Origin of the sequence: Paenibacillus sp. ov031, from assembly GCF_900143165.1 — a bacterium.
In the GTDB taxonomy this organism is placed as follows: Bacteria; Bacillota; Bacilli; order Paenibacillales; family Paenibacillaceae; genus Paenibacillus; species Paenibacillus marchantiae.
The window spans coordinates 1,605,356-1,629,018 of the sequence record NZ_FRDO01000001.1; the positions used below are offsets into that span (position 1 = coordinate 1,605,356).

15 protein-coding genes and 1 pseudogene are annotated in these 23,663 nt (G+C 49.0%); 2 read left to right on the top strand and 14 right to left on the bottom strand.

The features are described from left to right. Nucleotides 1-2,021: collagen-like triple helix repeat-containing protein (locus BUA17_RS06870; RefSeq protein WP_211754043.1), on the bottom strand; the 2,021-nt coding region annotated here is incomplete at its 3' end. A 684-nt stretch (nt 2,022-2,705) separates the two neighbouring features. Continuing rightward, nucleotides 2,706-2,987, bottom strand: a complete 282-nt coding sequence (locus tag BUA17_RS06875) for a stalk domain-containing protein (protein WP_072733028.1) — start codon at nt 2,985-2,987, stop codon at nt 2,706-2,708. A gap of 1,232 nt (nt 2,988-4,219) precedes the next feature. Here BUA17_RS06875 and BUA17_RS06885 point away from each other — a divergent pair. After that, nucleotides 4,220-5,488, top strand: coding sequence for a glucuronoarabinoxylan endo-1,4-beta-xylanase XynC (locus BUA17_RS06885; RefSeq protein WP_072733029.1), 1,269 nt, complete (start codon nt 4,220-4,222; stop codon nt 5,486-5,488). Nucleotides 5,489-5,748: 260 nt separating this feature from the next. Here BUA17_RS06885 and BUA17_RS06890 read toward each other — a convergent pair whose 3' ends face one another. The 12 genes and pseudogenes from BUA17_RS06890 to BUA17_RS06945 form a co-directional block, all read right to left on the bottom strand. After that, nucleotides 5,749-6,522: an alpha/beta hydrolase gene (locus BUA17_RS06890; protein ID WP_348537062.1), complete on the bottom strand. Its 774-nt coding sequence runs from the start codon at nt 6,520-6,522 to the stop codon at nt 5,749-5,751. 52 nt (nt 6,523-6,574) lie between these two features. Beyond that, nucleotides 6,575-7,861, bottom strand: coding sequence for a GDSL-type esterase/lipase family protein (locus BUA17_RS06895; protein WP_072733030.1), 1,287 nt, complete (start codon nt 7,859-7,861; stop codon nt 6,575-6,577). A gap of 136 nt (nt 7,862-7,997) precedes the next feature. Continuing rightward, complete coding sequence (locus BUA17_RS06900; RefSeq protein ID WP_244552086.1) at nt 7,998-9,698, bottom strand: RICIN domain-containing protein; 1,701 nt, start codon at nt 9,696-9,698, stop codon at nt 7,998-8,000. 105 nt (nt 9,699-9,803) lie between these two features. Further along, nucleotides 9,804-10,748 carry a carbohydrate ABC transporter permease gene (locus BUA17_RS06905; protein ID WP_139295621.1) on the bottom strand — a complete coding sequence of 315 codons (945 nt, stop codon included), beginning with the start codon at nt 10,746-10,748 and terminating at the stop codon, nt 9,804-9,806. A 17-nt stretch (nt 10,749-10,765) separates the two neighbouring features. Then, nucleotides 10,766-11,668 (bottom strand): carbohydrate ABC transporter permease, encoded by a 903-nt coding sequence (locus BUA17_RS06910; protein ID WP_072733032.1) that lies wholly within the window; start codon nt 11,666-11,668, stop codon nt 10,766-10,768. Further along, on the bottom strand, nt 11,665-14,235 hold the full coding sequence (locus BUA17_RS06915) for a DUF5696 domain-containing protein (RefSeq protein ID WP_072733033.1): 2,571 nt from the start codon (nt 14,233-14,235) through the stop codon (nt 11,665-11,667). The genes BUA17_RS06910 and BUA17_RS06915 overlap by 4 nt, the downstream gene beginning before the upstream one ends. 15 nt (nt 14,236-14,250) lie before the next feature. Next, nucleotides 14,251-14,886: a Yip1 family protein gene (locus tag BUA17_RS06920; RefSeq protein ID WP_072733035.1), complete on the bottom strand. Its 636-nt coding sequence runs from the start codon at nt 14,884-14,886 to the stop codon at nt 14,251-14,253. Then, nucleotides 14,870-16,333, bottom strand: a complete 1,464-nt coding sequence (locus tag BUA17_RS06925; RefSeq protein ID WP_083584603.1) for an NHL repeat-containing protein — start codon at nt 16,331-16,333, stop codon at nt 14,870-14,872. Before BUA17_RS06925 ends, BUA17_RS06920 begins: the two co-directional genes overlap by 17 nt. Nucleotides 16,334-16,348: 15 nt before the next feature. Beyond that, nucleotides 16,349-17,224 (bottom strand): annotated as a pseudogene (locus BUA17_RS06930) (carbohydrate ABC transporter permease). A 1-nt stretch (nt 17,225) separates the two neighbouring features. Continuing rightward, nucleotides 17,226-18,182, bottom strand: a complete 957-nt coding sequence (locus BUA17_RS06935; RefSeq protein WP_072733036.1) for a carbohydrate ABC transporter permease — start codon at nt 18,180-18,182, stop codon at nt 17,226-17,228. A 19-nt stretch (nt 18,183-18,201) separates the two neighbouring features. Then, nucleotides 18,202-21,093 (bottom strand): extracellular solute-binding protein, encoded by a 2,892-nt coding sequence (locus BUA17_RS06940; protein WP_072733037.1) that lies wholly within the window; start codon nt 21,091-21,093, stop codon nt 18,202-18,204. Between the two features lie 103 nt (nt 21,094-21,196). Then, complete coding sequence (locus BUA17_RS06945; RefSeq protein ID WP_072733039.1) at nt 21,197-22,579, bottom strand: extracellular solute-binding protein; 1,383 nt, start codon at nt 22,577-22,579, stop codon at nt 21,197-21,199. A 303-nt stretch (nt 22,580-22,882) separates the two neighbouring features. Between BUA17_RS06945 and BUA17_RS06950 the strand changes: the two genes are divergently transcribed. Beyond that, entirely contained in the window at nt 22,883-23,650 is a 768-nt protein-coding gene (locus BUA17_RS06950) for a helix-turn-helix domain-containing protein (RefSeq protein WP_063567962.1), read from the top strand. The last annotated feature ends 13 nt before the right edge of the window (nt 23,651-23,663 follow it).

Consider the following 23,663-nt stretch of genomic DNA (forward strand, 5'->3'; position numbering starts at 1 on the left):
CCAGTAGCTCCAGTCGTTCCTGTTCCCGTGGCACCAGTCACACCGGTTACACCTGTAGATCCTATTGCGCCCGTTATACCCGTGGTTCCGGTCGCACCCGTGCTGCCTACAGACCCTGTAGAACCTGTTACTCCTGTTGTTCCCGTTGTTCCCGTTATTCCAGGATCGCCCGTTGTACCCGTTAAACCCGTCGCGCCGGTGGCTCCTGTTACACCTGTTGATCCCGTAACTCCTGTAACTCCTGTTACCCCGGTGGCTCCTGTTGCGCCGGTTACACCTGTAGATCCTGTTGTTCCCGTTATTCCAGGATCGCCCGTCGTACCCGTTAAACCCGTCGCGCCGGTAGCTCCGATTCCCGTTGCGCCTGTCGCACCAGTTACACCTGTAGATCCTGTTGCTCCAGTCGTTCCTGTTCCCGTTGCACCTGTGACACCGGTTATTCCAGTAGAGCCCGTCGCTCCCGTTGCGCCTGTCGTTCCGGTTACACCCGTAGATCCTGTTGCACCAGTAGCTCCTGTTCCGCTGGCTCCGGTGGCTCCGATTCCCGTTGCGCCTGTCGCACCAGTTATACCTGTAGATCCTATTGCGCCCGTTGTACCTGTGGTTCCAGTCGCACCCGTGCTGCCTACAGACCCTGTAGCACCTGTTGCTCCGGTTCCACCGGTATCTCCTGTTGTTCCCGTTATTCCAGGATCGCCCGTCGTACCCGTTAAACCCGTCGCGCCGGTGGCTCCAGTCATCCCTGTTCCCGTTACGCCGGTGTCTCCTGTTACACCTGTTGATCCCGTAACTCCTGTAACTCCAGTGGCGCCTGTTGCGCCGGTTACCCCAGTTGAACCCATCGCGCCGGTGACTCCAGTTGTTCCTGTTCCGGTGTCTCCTGTCGCACCAGTTACACCTGTAGATCCTATTGCGCCCGTTATACCTGTCGCACCCGTGCTGCCTACAGACCCTGTAGCACCTGTTATTCCGGTTCCACCGGTATCTCCTGTTGTTCCCGTTATTCCAGGATCGCCCGTCGTACCCGTTAAACCTGTCGCACCGGTTACTCCAGTAATCCCCGTTACACCAGTGGCTCCAGTAGCCCCTGTTCCCGCTGATCCTGTGACACCGGTTACTCCACTAGAGCCCGTCGCTCCCGTGGATCCGGTTGCGCCTGTTGCGCCGGTTACCCCAGTTGTTCCTGTTCCGGTGGCTCCGGTGGCTCCGATTCCCATTGCGCCTGTCGCACCAGTTAGACCTATAGATCCTGTTGAGCCCGTTGTACCTGTGGTTCCGGTCGCACCCGTGCTGCCTACAGAACCTGTAGCACCTGTTACTCCGGTTCCACCGGTATCTCCTGTTGTTCCCGTTATTCCAGGATCCCCCGTTGTACCCGTCGCTCCGGTGACTCCAGTCGTTCCAGTTCCCGTTACGCCGGTGTCTCCTGTTACTCCTGCGCTTCCGATAGCTCCGGTGGCCCCTGTAATCCCAGTCACACCTGTGGTACCTGTAACTCCTGTTACCCCAGTTGCACCTGTCGGACCAGTTGCGCCAGTCGAACCCGTCGATCCAGTCGTTCCTATTCCTGTTGCACCTGATGCACCAGTGACTCCCGTTGAGCCTGTAGCCCCTGTCAATCCACTGACTCCTGTAGCTCCCGTTGTCCCGGTTGTTCCTATGATCCCATTGGCTCCTAACAACTCTGATGATACGATACGGTGAGGCGTTACAAGCTGTCCTGAAGAATTTTTTCCCCAAACTGAAATTTCTATCTGCTGTTCTGCTAAACCACTTGTTGTAAAGACAAATTCAAATACATCCAGATCCGCAAAATAATCTTTCCTTATTGCTTGATTTGGATTTACACTAATTAATTCGAGTACATATTCCGTTCTAGTCCCGTTTAGGTAATAACCCTGAATCAAGATAATTGCATTAGTGGCCACATTTCTATTATCAATATTGATGGTCAGCTGTTGTGTTGGTCTTACACCATTGACCGGATTATTCTCAATCGGTCCAGTTGATAAAATAGTCATTATTCCCTCCCCTTTGTACGTTTTTTAGAAACAGGAGAGATATCTACATTCCTTATATACTAATACTTCTCTGACTCCTATAGACCGACAATTTTAATTGCCTGGTCTTCCTTTTCCCTGTGCCACATATTTTTGTCCATACATGGTATACTTTTATTTTTCAAGAGTGTGAACAGTTGAAGACAGTTCCACTTATAAATTTTCTCCTGCGACATTCAAAATGCTCAATTTATTCATCCGACTCTTTGTTTATTTTTATAAACCACCAAGCGTCATTTGAAGATAACCAAAGTAGGGATGAACGCGATGGATATTAGATATTAAAGTAATCTGCCTGTTAGTTTAACTTCACCCTCGATTTGCGCATCTACTTTAATTTCTCATTCTATATATGGAATGGCAGGTAAAATAGTTAAAACCAGTGACATGTCATTGTTTGTTACGGAGCTACAATCCCCCATGACTCATAGTAATGATACGAAAAAGGAATCCATTTCTCTTTGGACTTTTTCATTTTAGCCTCAATAGTTCCAGTTCTATAGGAATAATCTCCGGTCTGCCATTCAACAGAATATTTAACTTTGAATTTATCGATCCCTTCCCAAGTTAGCGCTCCAGCAACTGCACCATGAGCTTTCTCAATTAGCTCAGTACGCTCTTTTTTATTACCAAAGAAATTATCGTTTAATTCACGAAGTTGAACATAAACTCTCTTCCGTCTAAAATCTTGACATAGGGACCAACTTTATCAACTAGCTGATCCCCGTATTGCTGAATGGAAGCTGTCTTTGTTTTTTGATTCCAACAGATCTTAGCTCCTAGCTGCTCGCCAGTTTTACGGGTGGGCAAGTATACTCTGTTATCAAGCATTTTGCCATCGAAAGTAACATTATTATTTGCATGAGCAGTGATTGGGATCAAGAATAGGGCAATTGATACAATCCCAGAAATAAATCTGTTTTTCATGTTGTTTCCTCCAAAAAAAGATACGATGAAAATAAATAATTCTTAAATTAGATACTATAAATGCCCAATTTGTTTCGATATTATTAAGTTATCATGCACATGAATAAAACCTCCTATTAGAACAATTTTCTAGTTTGCTTCTAATAGGAGGTTTAGACATATCTATAGAATACTCAGCACGTCAGTTGAATAAAAGCAGCCGATTACATTTGATCGGCTGCTTTCTTGGTTTTATTAAACTAACGTTACCCGTTAGTTTAATCATATACATGCAATCTCAACTACCTGTGTACGGATTATTATTTACATACCCGAAAAACGTCATCTTTCCATTCTCGTTTTCAGCAATACTGTATGGTTGCATTTGGTCACAATATCTGCGTACAAATAAGCCTTCGCCAACTGGATAAATCTCAATATGAAGATTTCCGACGAATCTCGTAAACTATAATTTTCCGTTCCTCATGTTTTGTTGGATATTCTACATTAATATGATAAATTAACCATCGGTTAATAGATCGAATTCAATTTTTAATATTCTATTGACTCTCCCCGTTCAAGACAGAACATTTCCAGCATATTCAGAGCATGAAGCTCAACGTCCACCAAATTTTTACGAGGCAAACATTTGGCCCCCCAAGTGCTTTCCTTTTTTTCTTAACGTTAGCAAAACATTCAGCCTGTGCTTGCTTAATGGAATTACTTTCCTCTTCCGTAAGCCAGCTAAGTATCTGTAGCACAAAATCCATAACAAGCTGCCCGATCCCCTCGAACTCCTGGTACTTCCACTGCCATCAAGCCAGAATGGATATGTTTAGCTGTAGCTTCACGATGAACACACCAGCTCAGCCAAATAGCCCCCGGCCTTATCCTTAAAAAATCGTCGTACAGATTACGCTTCGCATCACATAAGTTGCCCTTGACTCGACTGTATGGACGTAACTTCTTTTGTGAAATGAACAAAATTATGAATTCATCAGTTATCAGATAGCGACTCATGCTACGGCCGTGAGTCTCTTACATGCACAAAAAACTGGAATCTGTCCGGTTTAAATCCCTTATATATTCCCGTAGAATTAAATTCACAACAATACAAAAATATATAAATTATCCCATATATTTATATATTTTTGTATGAAAGAGGGTGATACAAGAAAATTATTTGCCCAAAATAAGATCTAGGCTTTCTTATTCAGGTTGATAAAATTTCGTTTTAGAGGAGAGTGTACGTTTTGTTATTCAAATTGAAGAAGTCAATTAGTGTTCTTTTGGCCCTCCTGACTGCCCTCCCGCTGATATTAACTCCAATTCAGGCTTCGGCTGCCAGCGATGTTACTGTAAACTTGTCTTCTCAAAAGCAGCTTATCAAGGGATTTGGGGGAATTAATCATCCGGCCTGGATAGGAGATTTGACACCATCGCAAAGAGATACAGCATTTGGTAATGGACAAAATCAGCTGGGTTTTTCAATTTTGCGTGTCTATATTGATGATAATAAAAACAATTGGTATAAAGAATTGCCTACCGCAAAACGAGCGATTGAACAAGGGGCAATCGTCTTTGCGTCACCATGGAATCCTCCAAGTGATATGGTGGAGACATTCAATCGTAATGGGGACACCACGGCCAAGCGACTTAAATACGATAAATATGCTGCGTATTCACAGCATCTTAATGAATTTGTTTCTTACATGAAATCCAACGGTGTTAATCTCTATGCAATCTCCGTACAAAATGAACCGGATTATGCGCATGATTGGACGTGGTGGACGCCTCAGGAGATGCTTCGATTCATGAAAGATTATGCAGGCTCCATTACAGGAGCGAAAGTAATGGCGCCAGAATCCTTCTCCTACCTAAAAGAAATGTCAGATCCCATACTGAATGATCCTCAAGCTTTAGCAAACATGGACATTTTGGGTGCACATACGTATGGTACACAGTTTAACAATTTCCCTTACCCACTTTTTAAACAAAAAGGTGCTGGAAAGGAACTTTGGATGTCGGAGGTATATTACCCTAATAGTAACGCGAACTCAGCAGATAATTGGCCAGAGGCGCTGGATGTCTCCTATCACATCCATAATGCCATGGTAGAGGCAGATTTCCAGGCTTATGTATGGTGGTATATTCGTAGACAGTACGGTCCCATGAAAGAAGATGGCACCATAAGCAAACGTGGATATAACATGGCGCATTTTTCCAAGTTTGTTCGACCAGGCTTTGTAAGAGTTGAGGCGACGAAAAATCCGGATACCCAGACGTTTATCTCTGCTTACAAAGGAGACAACAAGGTGGTTATCGTAGCAATTAACCGAGGTACTTCCGCCGTAAACCAAAAATTTGTATTGCAGAACGGGAACGCCTCAACCGTATCTTCCTGGATTACGGACAGCACTAGAAATCTGGCAACCGGCTCTTCGATAAACGTCACTGGCAATTCCTTTACTGCTCAACTTCCTGCCCAGAGTGTTACCACATTCACAGCTCCATTAAAATAGTAACATGTCCGATCGCCCCACACTTTTCCTTGCATAAATGTTGATGTCCTCATATTAAAATCGTACAGCAAATAAACGAAAAACCCTTGAGACAACTTCCAATGATATTCAATGGGAGTTGTCTTCATATGAATGGTCAAAACCAAAACAAAAAAACAAAAGCGCTCCCCTGTCTAAAACACAATAGGAGTGCTCTTGTCTTTTTGTTCTTGTCTATTTCTTGAACATGAGCTCGTTATAGGCTTTTCTTTAAAATCCTGTTAATATTGAAAAATTAATTTGGAATATTGATACAGATCGTTCTTCCATACAGGCCAATCATGTCCACCGCTTTCCTCATACCAAATATGAGGTACTTCGTGTTGTGTCAAATAACCGTGCAACTGTTCGCTGATTTGCTTGAGGTTATCTTGGTCACCGCAGGACAACCAGAGCAAACGGAGAAGCGATGACGCTTCTGATGGATTCGGGAGGAGCAGCTCCGGGGCTTTGGTGTTTGGAGCTGCGGAGAACGCACCGATCCAGGCAAAATGGTTCAGATTGTTCAATCCGATATTTAAAGACTGGCCTCCGCCCATGGACAAACCTGCAATTGCCCGGTTCTCCCTTTTCGTCCGTACATGGTAATTCGATTCAATAAAAGGAATTAAATCGTGAAGTAAATCGGATTCAAACGTCTCGAATGCTTTTATTTTCTCAGGATCAAACATATCTCCCTCAGCCCTGTCGTTTGGCATTGCGCGACCATTAGGAAACACGACAATCATCGGCTCAAGCTTTTTATCGTCGTACAGATTATCGAGAATCACTTGTGGATTGGCATGATTATGCCACTCGGCTTCGTCTCCACCGATCCCATGCAAAAGGTAGAGGACGTTATACGTATACTCAATGGAATATCCGGGTGGAGTATACACCATTGTTTTGCGCGAGTTCCCAACGGTTGCCGAGAAATATTCCACCATTTCCATGTTGCCGTGTAGTATGTTTTCCCTGTACTGGTCATACCCTTCTGGTGCTGTAGTTATCATCATATTCTCCCCTTCCAACATGCTTCTTTTGTTGCTGCTAAACAGGATGTTGTGACTAATCAACATAACCAAATCCCAGAATCGTAAATCGTTTGCCCTCGTGGCCTTCAGCCATCTCAATCTCCACCGTGTGCTCTCTGGAATGCTTTTCATCGTACAGGATTACGGCATGGCAGTGTGTCCAGTTCACTTGATGTGGATCGGCTGTCTTCATCAGTGTTCCGTCCACTCTAATATTCGCGGTTCCAAAATCCGCCCTTCCGGAATCCTTGAACACCAGAATAAGGCGCTTGCTCCGGAGGATCAGCTTAAAGCTGTCTTTACCCGCTACGTTCTGCCCCGTATGCATCCAGTTATTAGGAAATAGCGGTGTACCGTGTGCATGATCATCCATCTCTGTCAGTTGCAGATCGGTATCCGTCTCCCGAAACCCACCCTCCTCAATCCGGGCGATCCTGTCGCCATTCAGACGGTCAAGCAGCTTCGTGTCAACAAAGGCATTTCCGAGCAGCGGTGGCTTTTCATTCGCGTTATCTTCCTCGTCCGGGGCGGATCGATCCGTTACGTCGAACAACCAGCCCAGACAGTCGGCCATAATATGATGTCCGGCATTGGTCGGATGGTAGATGTCTTGGAAAAATTGCTTTTTGGTAATGACATTGCCCTGTTCCTTCGTCCACTGGAATTGCTCCACCACAGCATCTTTTACACTCACCATAGGCAGATCATAATGCCAGCCAACAGGAGTCAGGCGATCCTGAAGATTCCAGTCATTCTCAAACACACTGAACAGCAGAATGACGGCTGGTTTGTTGTTAGCGCCAAGTGCCTTGAGCACCAGGCTCTCGTAACAAATGCCTTGGGTCTCATCGTCTGCATCATTGACGGCAAACTCCACAATGACAATATCAGGCTGGACTGTCCCGTCCCGCAGCACATCCCGATCATAGCGGACAATGCCCAGCTGTGAGGGCGTGCCGCCTACGCCTGCCTTGATCAGACGAATCGGACTGTCATCCGATGGAGCGAACATATGCTTGAAAATTTCATGCGCGCGATAGGCGTAACAATTCAGATGAAGAGGAACGGCGCCTGCGCCGTGGGTAATCGACCCGCCAATGTAAGCGATGGTGACCGGCTCGCCGCGTTTTGCTTTTTCAATAGCAGCCTTCAATCTAGTGTTGTTTCCTTTGTTCAATAGAGATTTACCAATCATGTCACGATAAGCCTGTGACTCGGGATCAACCGGCGGCTCATTCCCAGCTTCAGCAACCCCAACAGGGTCACACGGTGCCGTCGGACCTTCCTTTTCATTTGCCGAATCCGCTGAATTGTTGAGCATGGACATCCGTCATCCTTTCCATCAACAAAGGTTTTAATTGGGTCACTGAAGCGTTTTATGAAGCACGCTAATAAACTTCAGGTATACTCCAAAAGCCTTGCTTAAATTTGCTAAGCCGGGCTTTTGGAGATACATCTTAATTGTTAACTGCGACAAATTTCCATTGCTGATTGGTTGCGTTTATAAAACCGTTTTGCTGTAATTTGGCACCGTCTGCCGTTGAGGAGCCTGCGACCTCTATGGCCTTATTGCTGTTGACGTTTATAATACTCCAATAGCCATTGCCCAGATCGTTGATTTTAAAATGCTGCGCGGTGGTATTCAAATTGTTCATGAGTTGTACTGCCTCTCCGTTGTTACTTGTCCCATTACGAATGTCGATGACCTTATCGGGCGAATTTACACTCGTCAAACTGTAAATTCCACTAGCAATCTGGGTCAGGACCCACTTTTGAGGGTTGCCGCCCAGATCAGACCATTGCTGAAGCTGCAAATTGTTCTCATTTACCCCACCCGGGACATCTATAACTTTGCCCGAATGTCTAGCCACGATCTTGTAGGTTGCCCCCGGCGTCAATCCCGTTGATGGAGTGCCACCGTTCGGGTAAGACTGTGCGCGTTCATAGAACCAATCGAACAGAAAACGTCCCATCGCGCTCCGTGAAGCATCACCGTCCCATTTCAGGCCTGCCGTCGGATCGGCAAAGGAGCTTCGTTCCCCGGCATCCAAAATGAAGCCGTTCATATGTGCTGCAATGCTGACATTGCCTGCCGCGTTGAAAATGGTCTTCGTATTGTTGCCAAAACCTTCATTACTGCCGTTGAACAGATTCCAGTATTCGGAATCGCCCGGCTTCGTTTTGAACCACGTGACTTCGGTGATGTTAATCGGATATTTATCAGCCGCAGCCTTCACATTCGTATTCCACTGATCTTGCAGAATCGACATGTTGTCATGCGCTCCGTACCCCGGATACCAGTGAACGGCATAACCGTAATTGTTCAAAGGGTCTGTTAAGGGATGGCTTGCTGTCAGACTATAGAATTGGTTGTACCCCAAACCAGCGGCCCAGATAACATTATCCGCGCCTTGGCTGCGGATGGTTGAGATGATGGAGTTCTGGAAATTGCGCAGATCATTCCAGTGATCCACAAAGTCGTTCTCGCCGTTGTAGCCGCCCCAATGACCGTTAGCATACGATTTAACCGGCTCATTGATTAGCTCAAAGTGTACGTTGTCTGCGCTTTTAATTTCCGGGCGAGAAGCGAGATAACCCCAGATTTGATTGAACTTTTGCAGATTGGCTGTGGTCGTAGCTTGATCATCCTTCAATGTGAAGTCAAGTCCGAGTGTAACATAAACACCCTTTGTTTTTGCATATTGGATATAAGGGATAATGACGTTCTGCGTTACAGTTTGTACACCAGCAAAATTATAAGTGCCTGCTGCTACGTCTCCCATGTCCTCGCGGTCAATGAACAGACGAATCTGATTCATATTCCAGCCGTGGCTGCTTCCGTATTTAGGACTTGTACTTGTAAATGTATCGGTAATTTCTTTCAGATAAGCCAATGTAGCGGCATGGCGGTTGTTGCCGTTTCGACTAAGATAATAATTGCTGTTCTGGTAGGTCCAGTAGGCTCCTGAGGGCTGATGCCAGCCACTCATTACGACGGGTTGGTTACTGCTGTTCACTAGATTTTTCCCACTGACGTGAAGCTTGCCCATGGGCATGCCAACCCACGCGTCCGCGCGACCCGATCCGAGTGGCGTGATGGACAGCAGCAAAGCCAGAATGAGCATAAATTTACAGTAATTCAACATCTTCTTCAACATAATCCCTCCTGAGCTTAAATGGTGAAACGTGAAAACAGACGGCATCACCTCCTTTTCAAGACTGTATTGGGTCTGGCCTTTAAAGCCCCTCCCGATTGAGAAGCATCATCCAACGATGCCCGTGCGTTCAACACTCTCCACGAAATAACGCTGTACAAACAGGTAGATGATGATCAAAGGCAAGATGGCCAGTAAAATCCCGGTATCCTGTATCATGCTTAGATAGAAAGGATCGGCTTTGGATGCACCATCGCTTACCTGCTGGGCCAGATTATACGGTAGGGAGGACAGCTGGGTGGACATCACTTTGCTGGACGTCAGATAGGTTGTCGTATAGAAGCTGTCATTCCATTGCCACACGAAGGAAAATAACAGCACCGTAACAATCGACGGTATCGCATTGGGCAGCATGATGCGTGTAAAAGTGCGGCTGATGCCAGCACCATCAACGTAAGCCGCTTCCTCTACTTCCTTGGGAATACCTCTGAAAAACTGGCGGAAGATAAAAATATACAGCCCTGCCTTGAGCGAATTGGCCGTTATGGCAGTCAGAATAAACGGCCAGTACGTATTCAGCAGATTTACGGGTTTGCCAGCGATCAGCGTCATCAGTCCCATCAGATCAAAGCTCTTCAAGTTCAGGTACACCGGAATAAGAATGGTGGTTGGCGGAACCAGAATAGTCAAGATGACTCCGGCAAACAACAGATTGCTTCCTTTGAATTTCAAGCGGGCAAACCCATATCCGGCGAGCGCGCAGGAAAGCGTCGTCAAAATGGTCGTTGTTGCAGACAGTGCAAACGTATTGAGCAGCGTGGCCCAATAATCTATGACACGAATGGCCTGCTTGAAATTGTCGATGGAGAAATTTTGCGGAATCCAGACCACGACGGCCGAATACAGGTCGCTCTTATCCTTGATGGACGTCGATATTTTCTGGAAGATCGGGAACAGGATCACGAAGGAGAGCCCGGTAATCAGCGTGAACCGCACAACGGACCACAGCCAGCTTTTCCACTGCTCAAGTGAAAACAGCCTTGATATCATCAATCTGAACAACCTCCTTTCTAATCTTGATAGAAGACACGTTTGGAGAAAATAAGCGATACGATGATCAGAATGACGGCAATCGCCACGAAGTAGACCCACGCCATAGCTGAGCTCAGTCCAAAATCAAATTTGACAAAGCCAGTATCACGAATGAGCGAAGTCATGGCATTGTTGGCAAAGGAATCGACAATGGTATAGATCACGTTAACGAAAATAAGCGGGCTGACCATGGGGAACGTAATTTTCCAAAAGGCTTCATACCCCGTAGCCCCTTCCATTTTGGATGCCTCGTACAGCTGGGGCGATATGGTTTGGATGCCTGCCAAAAAGATAAGAATCTGCACGCCTGATTGACTGACGATCTGATAAATGCGATCTACGGCGCTGCTCAGATACATGACAACCCACTCGCTCAGCCCCGCGTCCAGCATCAGGTTTTCGATCTCAAATGTGCCCAAGGCACTGCCACCCATACTGCTCTGGTTAACGGCCTCGATCAGACTGGTGCTTTCCAGCGCCATGATGACGCCTGATGCCAAAATCACCGGCAGGAAAAATATAGAACGCGCTATGGCCCGCCCCGGAAACTTCTGATTAAGAATGACGGCAAGGAACAGGCTGAATATGACGATGAGCGGCACATTGACGAATACTTCTGTTATGGATCCAATCAGCGCCCGGTTGAAGCTGGTATTGACCGTCAGCGCCTGAATATAGTTGGCGAGACCTGTGAACTGGATAGATATGCCCTTCGCGTTCGCCTGGATTGAACTCAGGCTGTAGCGCAGGGAAGCCAGCAGCGGAACAAAGAAGAACAGGACAAAGCCGATAAGCCAGGGAAGCACATAGATCACTCCCCAGGCCGCCTTCTGCTGAGCATAGGTTCGACGTCCCCACTTTCCTTTTAGTAGCGCTTTCAGAGCTGCTCACCACCTGTCACGTAACTTTTGGCTTCTACGGTTCGGCCTGCTGCCTGCACGGGAAAGTCGTTATAATTCACCAGAGCGAAGCCTCCGTTTTCGTATGTCGTTTGAAATACCCCTTCAGCCAGCTTCTCGTGTGCGACCATGTTCAGCCCGGCGAATGGACGATTGGCCTGATTGACCTCTTCATACATCTCGGCTGCCAGGTCCATCCACTGCTCGTAATGGGCGGCGTACAGATCGTCGTAATCCGTTTCCTTCACGACATGGTTCGGCGCGTTGAACCATGTGAAGTAGGGGCTTGCTCCATACTCAACAAGCTTCAGCACATATTGTCTCGCATCGGTATACGTTGACAGATTGTAGGCTGCTCCGGTGTAGCTGATGCCACCGTGAACAACCAGTTGGAAGAACGGAATCTCTTCATCCTCCAGCTTGAAGTGGCTGCTGGACATCGGCGCATCCGTCAACCCCGTCACATATGGCAGCGCATAAGCATTCCCACCCTCCGCCACAAGGGGCATCCCCTGCTGTGTAATTTGCTTCAATGCCTCCGTGACAGCAACTTGCGCTCCGGTTCGGTCCAGCAGTTTTTTCGGATTCATATCGCTATTCAGCTGCTCGGCCAGATCACGCATAGACAAGCCGCCTGTCTCATATGGCTGGAGTGATTTCAGCATGTCTTCGGTCACATCACCCAGCAGGTTTGGAGAAAGGATATATGCCGGTTGTCGATCCCGGTCACGCCGCTGTGTTGCCGGGTCCATCGGATATAGAACCGCTGGCTCCTGCGTAAGCGTTCGGGAAGCTTCCGAGGAAGGCTTAAACCCGCTCTTCGCATGCACATTTAAGACCGCTACATCAGGATAAAAGCCGATCCCGGCCTCACGGATATAGTCGCTAAATGCCTGCATGCCTTTACGCCCTCCCACCGCCCCGTCCACCTTGATGGAATCCGGCAGCCGATGAAGGAGTCCTCCGTTGAACCAGCCCGCGTAGCGCACCTGAATGTTGGATACGTGTTTTTCTTTGAGCTCGGACAAGATGTGCTGCGCCTCTTCAAACGTGGTCAACGCCTCATTCGATTCGTAAGGTATACCCAGCATGTGTTTTTGGGTGGTCATACTGCCGACAAGCTTCAGGTAAAATGGAATGCCTTTTTCTCCCTCAGCCGCTTGCTTCGCCGGAAGGCCGGCCGTCCGGGTTAAATAATCCCGGTACAGAGAGGCAAGACCGGAATAGGACGCATCCTCTGCTCCGGCAAAGGCGTAACGAACGACAAAATCGGATGCCGTCGGCTTCTTCTGGAACTTGGGCAGTGTCCGTACCATGTCGCTCGCCTGAAGCGTCACATCACTTTTGTTCACAACGTAAAAGCTTGGATACACATTGTTGTAGCTATTCAGCTTTCCGCTGATATCCGCATTAACAACGGCTGTAGCCGCACCTTCCTCGATGATGCCCAGGAACGCACCGCCCGTGCGAATCAGTCCGAAGACCGGCAGCCTGGCCTTTTCCTCAGTCGAGTCCACTTCACGAAGCTTCATCGTCAGGTCCGGTCCATACACGTCCTGCTGATAGGCGGGATATTGAACCTTGCCATTGTTGAAATGAATGAGTGCTCCCGAACCGTCGGGTACAAACAGGGAACCTTCTTCGTCCGCTGCACCAGCACCGAAATAATCCAGCACCGATATGCTATTGATCGGATATTGCTCGGGAAAATGAATGCCGGATGCCGGCACGCGTACGACCAGTGTTTCGTCATCCAGCTCGTATTCGATGGATAACATAAACATGCGTGGTCCGCTTTTTTCCTGCTCGATGCCATGCTCGACATTGTCCAGTTCAAGGTCCTCTGGTGTGTAACCGGCTGTCTCAAAAGCCTTGAGGGCACGCGTTAGCTGAAGTCCCTGCATCGCCTTGTCGATTCGGACGTAGACGCCTTCGCCCTTGTCCTCGGCATAGCCGACCTTTAAGGCACGCTGCCCGGCCTTATCGAGCGCGGCAAGCAGCTTCTGCTCGAAGCGCTCCTTGCTGATTTTCACAGGCAAATCCTCTATGGAGCTCTCATTACTGCCAAACTGGTAGTTCACCCGAACGCCATTTGGCAATACTTCGTAGCTTATCTGCTGGTGGGCTACACTATCCGTATAGGAGTTAACCGAGCTGCTCTGTCCCTGACTGTTATAAAAGCTGAGCTTGGCCTGCGAAGACAGCAGGTCCTTGTTGATGCCCGCCGCAAGCGTATCCAATTTGCGCTCTTCCGGATTGCTGCGCCAGATCTGCCCGCTCTGCTTGTGAATCACCGCAATCTCGGCTGTCTCTTCCTGGATGAACAGCTGCAGCGCTTCATTCTGGGCAAGCCCGATCATGCCCGGAAGACGTGTATCGTTGAAGGATGAGGCCAGCTTCTCTCCGGGCGGCAGCGCAGGCACTTCCGCTTGTTCACCCGAGCTCGCAGACATCCTGGGTTCAAGCATGGAAGCGGGCTGACACCCGCCAAGAAGCAGGCCGAATACGAGCAGGATCGCGATCATTTTTTTAGCCACGTACAAATTCATCTCCATTCTCCTTCCTTAGCCCCGGAGTACAAGTTCCTGATAGATGGTGGCTGCAAAGGACACAATCTGCTGCACCAGACTGAAGAACAGCAGGCAGAGAAATGCCATGAAGGCCATGGCAACCAACGTCAGAAGCATGGTCAGCACCGTTTTGGCGGGTGAGTATTGATGCACCGTCATATTGCCGACAAATAACAGGTATACCGTCCAGGCCGTGGCAGCCATGTTAAAGAAATAATAAAAGGCGGTTTCCTGCCCGGAAATGATCAGGCTGAGCCAAATCCAAGGAAACTGAATCAAAATCAGCGGAACCAGTGCAAAACACGTGGACATGAAAATTTCCGAGAATTTGCCCTCTCCGTCCATAAGCGTGGTGAGCGACCAGTTCGCTGTACACCAGAACAGCACCGGAACAATGACATAGACCATTTCCAGCAGGCTGTTCAATCGTTTCGGGTTATTGAAATTAACCAGGAAGCCGCTGTATTGGGCCTGAAGGATCGTTGTTATTGTCAACAAACCCAAAATGACCAATGCGATCATCAGCGTTGTTCTCTGATTTCGCTCGTATTTCAGCTCCCAATACCCGTCAAACGGATGAAATATGAGATGCAGCGGATATTGGATCAACTGTCTACTTGATACCTGCATTCGTTGTCCCCCTTCTCTGTCTGCGAACGATGGTCACGGTTACCAGCACGGCAACAATCAGAAACAGTCCCGACATGATCCATGAGAAATGCTCGCGGAGCAGCTCTTTGCGAAACAGGAGAAACGCTTTGGAATACCCTTCCCGCTCCATGCTTCGCTTAAAATATTGCGCAGATTCTGCATAATCCTTCTGACGCAGCAGCGCTTTTCCGATGCCTGCGTAGGCGTATTCAAGATTGGCATTCATATCTGCCGCTTTCGCAAAGCTTGCCGCAGATCCTTCCTCGTCTCCGTTGAAATAGCTTCGCACCGCTTCATGCAGTGTGCGTCCATATTCTGTCGTTTGAAATACGGTGATCTCGCCCAGTGCTTTGTCCAGCACAAGCATGCGGTCTCCTGCACGCTCCAGCGAAACAGGAGTGTTGAATTGTCCCAACCGGTTGCCGATGCCTCCGAACATGTGGAGCAAATATCCATCTCCGTTATAGGTAAACACTCGCCCCATCTTGGCATCAAGCACGGAATACATATCGCTGTCCCCCACGTCCACATCAACCAGCCGGGAAGGCCCTTTCTCATTGGTGTACAACAAATCCCCCTGCGGCGGATAGTAGCCTTCCCTTCTCAGGATGTCCGCGCCCTGCGCATTCAGTTTCTTAATCGGTAATCCCTTCTGGTCCCCGCTCGTTGCATAGATGAATCCTTCTTCGTCAATGTCCATATTGGTGAACTCGGTTGGTGTGAACATGACCATCTGGCTGCGCTGTTGACGGGTTGCGAATCGTTTCCAAAGATACTCCACCGGGTCGACCGATACCCTGTTGGCTCCGATAAACGAGGCAAAGGAACCGTCGGAATTAAACTCCATGAAGCCGTCAAAAACACCTTCAGCCATGACGTAAATCCGTTCGCCTTTATCCATAACAACCCGGAGCGGCTTGAATTGAAAGTCCGTTTTCAGCAGGTCGGATTGCGGCTGCTCCACAATTTTGATCAACTGCCCCTGCTCATCCAGATGAACCACCCGCTGATGATCCGAATCCGCAACGAGCAGCTGCCCATTGTCGGATACATACAATCCCTGCGGATTTTTGAAAAAATCCTTCTGTCCCTCATGATCAAATGAATCGATAACCCGTATCAGCTTCAATTCCCGATCCAGCTCGACGATTCGACTGTTGCCCGAATCCAGCACGTAAACCCGCTCATCGGCTGTGACATGCATGTCGTTCGGTTCTTTGAATGTGCCAATCTTCAGCTCCGTACCTGTCACTATTCGGGTTGCCTCATACGCGGCAGGAGAGCGAACCGCTTCTCCCCAGTAGGAGTAGTTGTACGCATCCGTCTGACCATCTGCAAAAGCCGTTGCCGCCGCATTTCCCAAGCACAGGAGGCAGGCAAGGCCCATCGTGAGCCATCCGCATTTTTTCCACATGTTTTTCAATATGTTGCTGCCCCCCTTCTACTCTTTCATACCGGAAGTTGCCATCGTCTGCATGACACTGCTCTGGGAGATGATGAACAGGACGATCGGTACGATCATGAGCAGAAGCGCTACCGCAGCGCCGACGCCTGCACGGGCAATTCCTCCCTGGATAATTTGACTGAGCGCATAGTGCAGTGTTTTCAGATTTTCACTGTAAATGAAGCTTCCGCCATCGGTCCCCCACAACGCCGGAAACTGTAAAATCATAAGCGTGAGCCAGGCTGGCTTCACGTTGGGCATGACGATACTCCAGAATATCCGGTATTCGTTGGCCCCGTCGATTTTTGCGGCCTCCAGCAGCGCATCCGGTATTTGCTCCATGAACTGCTTCATCAGGAAGAGTCCCAGGGAAAAAGCGAGTGAAGGCACAATAATGGACGCATGTGTGTTGATCCATCCTAGTCAGGACATCACCATGTAGTTTGGAATCGCCGTGACGTGTGGTGAGAACATCAGGGACAGGATGACGATGGTAAACAGCACCTTTGAACCGGGAAACCGGTACTTGGCCAGCGGGTACGCTGCTGCGGAAGCCAGCAGGATATGGCCTGCCGTTCCGAGCAGCGTAATAATCAGCGTATTCGCAATGTATCTGGATAAGGGAACCCAGGAGTTCCCCATCAGATTGATCAGGTCTGCAAAATTTTCTGTCGTCGGATTGTTCACCCAAAAGCGCGGCGGAAAAATAAACAGCTCATCCAGCGGTTTGAAGGCATTGTTAACCGTGTAGATCAGCGGCAATACCATGAATGAACCAAACAGAGCCAGCAGTGCAAACAACATCAGGCTGACGGTAAATGACCGATTCAGTTTTCTGGACATGCCGAAGACGGCGCGTACCTTGCTGGTCATGTCATTCACCTATCTTTCTCAGCATTTTTTGTGTCAGTATGTTCGTTCCGAGCATCATGGCGAACAAAACAGTCGCAATGGCGGACGCATAGCCCATCTCGAAACGGATGGTGCCGTAGTCCATCAGATGTGTTACGACGGTATGTGCCGCATAGTTGACGCTTGGAAAGCCAGCCAGCGCGATGGAGATTTCGGCGACGGCGAACGAGGCTGTAATTTGCATCACTGCGCCGAACATAAGCTGTGGTCTCATGGAAGGCAGTGTAATGTACCATAGCTCCTGCCAGCGGTTTTTGATGCCATCCACAGTGCCCGCTTCAACCAGCGATCGGTCGATGGTCTGGAGACCCGCAATAAAGGCGAGGAAGCTCGTGCCAAGGCTGAGCCACAGCTGTACGAGGATGACGATCGCCAGCACGTACTTCTCGTTTGCAAGCCACAGGATCGGCTCCAGAATAACGCCGAGGCGCATCAGAAAACCGTTCATATATCCATAGCTGTCTCCCGAAAAAATGATCAGCCAGATGAAAAAAACGTTGCCTGAAATGGAAGGTGCATAGAACACAAGCGTCATGATGGCCCGAATTTTGGGCGACAGCTCGTTGATGATCCACGCAAACAAAAAGCAGGCAATATAGCTGACTGGACCCGTAATAACGGCAAATAGCAGCGTATTTTTAAGGGCGATTAAAAAAACATCGTCGTTCAGGAACAGCCGCGAGTAATTTTGCCAGCCGACAAATCGGGGCAGCTCCAGCATATTGAAGTGAAAAAAACTGAGGCCCAGCGAGAGGCCGACCGGAATGACCGTAAACAAGAAAAAGATCAGCATAAACGGTGCCATCAGTACGTAATAGTGTCTGCTTAGGTACAAATCCCTTTTCAAAAGGGACCACCTGCTCGCTTGCCTGGCGTTGATGGCAGGCGCAGCGGGTGTCTTGGTGATTTCTGCCTGCAACCGTTACCCTCCCTTCCTTCTACTTCAGATTAAATTCCTTGCGCTTGAGCTCGATCTCATCGTCGATGTACAGAACATAATCGGACAAGGCTTCACGCGGATTCTCGTTTGCATTGACCACCTTACGGAACGCGTTGTCGAGATGTCGGCCCGTGAAATAGCCACCGGGAACCTGGGGAATGCCCTCTACCCACTCCCACTGCTGCTCCAGGTTTTGATAATCCTTGACCGGCCAGGGCAACTGCTCTAATGCCTCGATGTTGGCGGTCGGATAACGCGCCGCTGCTCCCATCAGTCCCTCCATTTCCCTGCCATATTCAATCTGGGTCTGCTTGTCGGTCCACCATTTCATGAACGACCATGCAGCCTCCTTGTTCTTCGCGTTTTCCAGCATCATGACTGCACTCGTCGTGCTTGCCACCTCATGCCTTACGGAACCATCCTCCAGCTGCGTGCCCGGAACGATGGTGAAGTCCCACAGATTGCGGATTTCGGGCGCCATAACGGTCAACATGTTATAGGTTGTGTAATCCGCGATACCAAGCGGCATCTCCCCAGTACGGAAGCGGTTTGGAAAATCAGCTTTAAGCGGGAATTTGTAATTTGTATAAAATTGGGTCCACCTCTTGAACGCATCCATGGAAATTTCTGAATTCAGCGCGCTCTCCTTTTGATCTTCCTTATAGAAGTCGCCATCGTTCTGGTATAGCAGCATGGCGAAGGTGGCGTTGGGTATCATGTTGGCATTGTTTGTTGTATCCTCGATTGGCAAATAGAACTCCATATTGTGCTTTTGCAGCACCGAGATGGCATTATAGACGTCCTGCCACGTTTTTGGCGGCTCCAAGCCAAGCTCGTTGAGGACATCCTTGCGATAGAACAGCATCGGAAAATGCTGCTGCTCTGGAAGAGCATATACCCCGTTGTTATAGCGGTAAGGCGTCAATCCGCTCTCGCGAAATCGACTTGAAACCTGCTCAAAGTCCGGGAATCCGCTCAGGTCGGCTGCCGCATTACGCATCGCGTAATTGACCGGAATATCCTCGCCCATCTGCATCGCCACATCCGGGCCTTCCCCGGCCAGCGTTGCAGGCAGCAGGATGTTGGGCGGAACAAGGCGCAGCTGCACCGAAATATCGGTTTCCGGTGTAAAGGATTCATCAATCAGAGCTTTCAGCACCTGTGCCTGATCACGTCCGGTTGTAATCCATACGGTGATGGAATCCTTTTTCTGCTCCATGTTGCCGATGCTGTCATAATCCTCCGTGTAGGAAGCGACGTAGGCACCCACTTCATGCTTCATCTGTTGCAGCACAGTTGCCTCAGCCTCGGGCAGCTTCTGATCCGGTGAGGATACCAGGAGGTAATCCAGTGCTATAGGCTGTTCACGAACCGATAGAATCCATGTTCCCAACCCGCCCACGTTGATCTTGAAGGTATCCAGACGTTTGGGCACCGTTTCCGGTCTTGCCGCCATATCCTCCAGCTGCACGACCATCGCATGCAATACGGCTACCTTGTCGCTCTGCTCACCTGTCGCCTTCTCCAAATAGTCGGCAACGGAACGGAGAATGTCGGCCTGTCGCTGGAATACCTCGGTCATCTCGGGAATGCGCTGTTCCAGCTGGTAATCCCTCAAAGGATCAGGATTGTTAGAGGTAATCATCAAAATTTTGCGGTACATCTCATTCAGATCCAGCACGCTGGATTCCACCGTGCGCAGCAGCGGAGCGATATCGCCCAGCGTAACCGTCATTCGCAAGCGATGTGTTCCTTTTGAGAGCTGGAACAGGTAAGGCTCGCTTTCACCAAGAACCCGTGTCTGCCATTCGGGGCTATAGTTAAAGCGAATGCGTTCCATTTCCTTGAATGGAACCTTCCCGTCGATCATCAGACTTCGTGTGGCATAGACGCCGCGAAGCTGATCCTGTTTCACCTTGAGTGCAATCTGGTACAGGCCATCCTCCGGCACGTCTACATCCCATTCGATCCATTCGCCGGGAAGCTTCCAGTTGATGCCTCCAATGGCGTTGATCCGAATTTTGGATACATCATAGGGCTCAAGTGAAGGACTCGACCGATCCGAAATGGGGGCAAGGGTTGGTGACGATTTACTCACCGCCTGTTCTCCCTGTACCTTGAGCATGACAGCTTCCGCTGGCTTCAATCCTGCCGATTCATAAGTGGCCTGCAGCTCTGCGTAAGATGGAATGTCCTCTTCCTGGTACAGCTCGATATAATCGATCGCCATGCTTTCGCGCAGCGAGGTAAGCGACAGCTTCTGGTTGCCCTTTTCAAAATAAAACTGGTACGGCTCTTCGAAGTAACCGGCGCTGTCCTTGAATGCAGCAAGCTGCCAAACGGGCTTCTCCACCTGCCGTGGTCTGAGATCATTGCCACGATCATCCCTTCGCACGCTGTTTTCGCGGTTCCCCCATACCCTGTCAAATAGCAGCACATCGGCTCCCCTGAACGGAACCTCTCCGTTCAGGGTCAGCTTCCGCTCAATGCCGGAGCTTTTGCCCGCGACGGGATAATAATGAACGCGGATCTGGTATAAACCGCTCGCCTGTACAGGGACCTCCCAGCTGATAGTGCCGACTTCCGGGGTGATGACCGCTTTCCCGTCCAGTCCGGCATATCCATTGACAACCTCGAACTCACCGTCCGCAGCCTGAATGAAAGATTCTCCTTCGATTCTTACGGTCTGCTCCGGCATGTCTGCGTTTGTATGCGTTGAGAGATAATGTTCATAGCTGCGTGGATCGTCTGTACCCGACACAGCTTCAAAATCCTCGCGCGCCTGAACGATGCCCGGACTGCGATCCCGCGCATGGAAAATGCTCCATATGGAGAAGATCAACGCAATGGCGAGCAGCAGGATCAGTCCTTTTTTCTTTCGTGACCGCATGTTCCAATATGTCCCCCTTCCTTCTGGCGTGGAGCATGGTTATGGTGTGTCACTCTCCGGGGACGGTGCGTAGGGCTTTGCAACCGTTCCGGAGAGAACAGCATCATTTCTTTTGCTTGTATACCTCATCGATGGCTGCCTGGAACGGCGCCTTGTATTTTTCAATGACGGTTGAAACGGAAACACCATCGACCAGCTCCCCGTTGAAATCCCAGAAAGGCAATGACGGGAACGTATTGTGGTCAAGCACCAGCATGCCATCAGCAACCGTTCTGGCATTTTCGATGTCAGCTTCGTCCGCCAAGTGAGTCTCCAGGGTCGATTGTCCGGGGTAATCGTAGATTGAATCGATCTCATTGATTTTTTCCCAGATATACATCAATTGCTCGGGATGCTCGACTGCTTTTGGAATCGTCAGCGCCTGATATTGCGACTCGCCAGAGTGGTACGCGCTTGCACTTGGCCCTTTCGGGAAAGGCAGGAAGCCGATATCATAGTCCTGCATATCTGTTTTGATGCCTTCGATCTCGTACATGGCGCCCGAATACATTAGCGTATTGCCCTGACGGAAGAACGTGGCCGGTTCAGTCCAATCCCCGCCTTCCGAGGCTCTGCCGACTTGCTCGGTAGCCATTTTGGAAACGAAGCTCAGTGCTTCTTTTGTTTTTGGATCATCCAAATTTTGCTTGTCACCATTGGTCAGTGAGGCTTCGTTGGAATACAGCACCGGTTCAAGCAGTCCCCTTTGGGCCAATCCCCAGGTATCGAGCTTGCCGTCGTTATTGCGGTCCTTGTTTGCCTTTTTGGCTACTTCAATGAACGTATCCCAGTTCCACTGATCTTCGTCCACATATTCCTGCAACGGCTTCATACCTAGCTCCTGCATGAGCGTGCGATTATAAAAAATGCCACTTATAAATGAAGATTGATCCTCGGTAAATCCGTAGCCCCTACCTTCGTACTGCATGTATTCGTTGGTCGTTTTCTGGTTGAACACCTTTTCGTTCTTGGTATACTCATCCACGGGCCATAACAAGTCTTGCTTGGTCAGTGCCGGAATAGCGTAGCTTTTGCCCAGCCGGACAATGTCGCCCAGCGGTTCTCCCGCCATCAGGGAAGCCACGACCTTCTCCTGGTATTCGCCAAAATCAATCGAAATGTATTCGATGTCAAAGTTGTGCTTTTTCTTCAGTGCTTCCAAGTTCTCGATTCGCTGAATGTTATCCGGGTTGCTATCGGTCATTTTCATGTCCCACCAGGCAACCACCTTGATTTTTCTTCCCCCCATGTCAAAATCCATCTCCGGCGTTGATGTCTCATTCTTAGGTTCTGTCTCATTCTTAGGTTCTGTTTCATTCGTAGTTTGCTCCGCCTGCGGCGCCTTCGTTTCCGGCTCTGTCTGTGCGCTGGAGCCAGTGCTGCACGCGGTAATCAACAGCATGATTACAAGGACCAGGCTCATCAGCATGTACGTTTTTTTTCTCATCGTTGTCCCCCCTGAATGTGTTTTACAGTTTTCTATCAAAGTGTAGCTCTTGAATGAAAGCGCAAACAACCCGTTAAAGTAAAGGGGCTTACCCTGTCAAACTATGGGTTTTGGCAATTTGAATCCAGGTTGAAGCATTTTCGGCTTGAATTGGTAAACAAATGGTCCCTCCGCAAAGAGATGCACATTGTATGCGCTTTCTTTTATTCCCATAATGAAATAAAGACATGAGTCATACTAAGGGCCGAGGGTTTTAGAGTGGTTCAGAGAGATTCAAATCAAGCGAAAGTGAGGTTTTGCTTCATGCATGACATCTTGCTTGTGGACTTCAGCGGCCACACGCACGGAGAATTGCAGAAGTTGCTGCGGCGCAGTAACTCCGATCACGTCATCGGAGACTGCGTAGTCTCTACGTGCGCCGCCTTGTCAGCTTTGGCCGATCGAGAATTTTCTGTCGTGCTCGTGAGCACCGGGGGATTTGCTGCTGCAGGTTTGTGGTTATGCCACTATATTCGAAAGAAAAGCCAGATTCCGATCCTTTTCATGGGGGGAGGGGATCATTTCAGGCTTGTACGCAAAGCGTTAGCATATCAGGTCAGCGATTATTTGCCAGGTCCGTTCCATGCCTCCGCCCTCCTGAACAGTCTGGATCGGCTCAAGTCCAGGCTTGATTCGGAGCCCGCGAAGAGACTTCCTTCTGCCTTCAGATCGCTGGTTCATTTGGAAGGCAAGCACGTGCATTCCAGCCAAGTGATCAAGATGGTAAAAGCTTATGTGCTCGATCACCTGAGCAGTGACATTACACTAAAGAGGATTTCCGACTTGCTTCATTTTAATTGTGCGTATCTTGGTCAAAAATTCAAAATGGAAGAGAACGTGTCCTTTAATCATTATTTAATGCAGCAGCGGATGGAAAAAGCCAAGCTGCTGTTGATATCCACCAATTTGCGGATTTACGAAATTGCCAGCGAGGTTGGATATACGGATACAGACTGGTTTTATAAAAAATTCAGAGCATATACCGGGGAGACCCCCAATGTCTATCGAAAGCAAAAAACGTTCACCGCATAGTTGTGGAGCTACC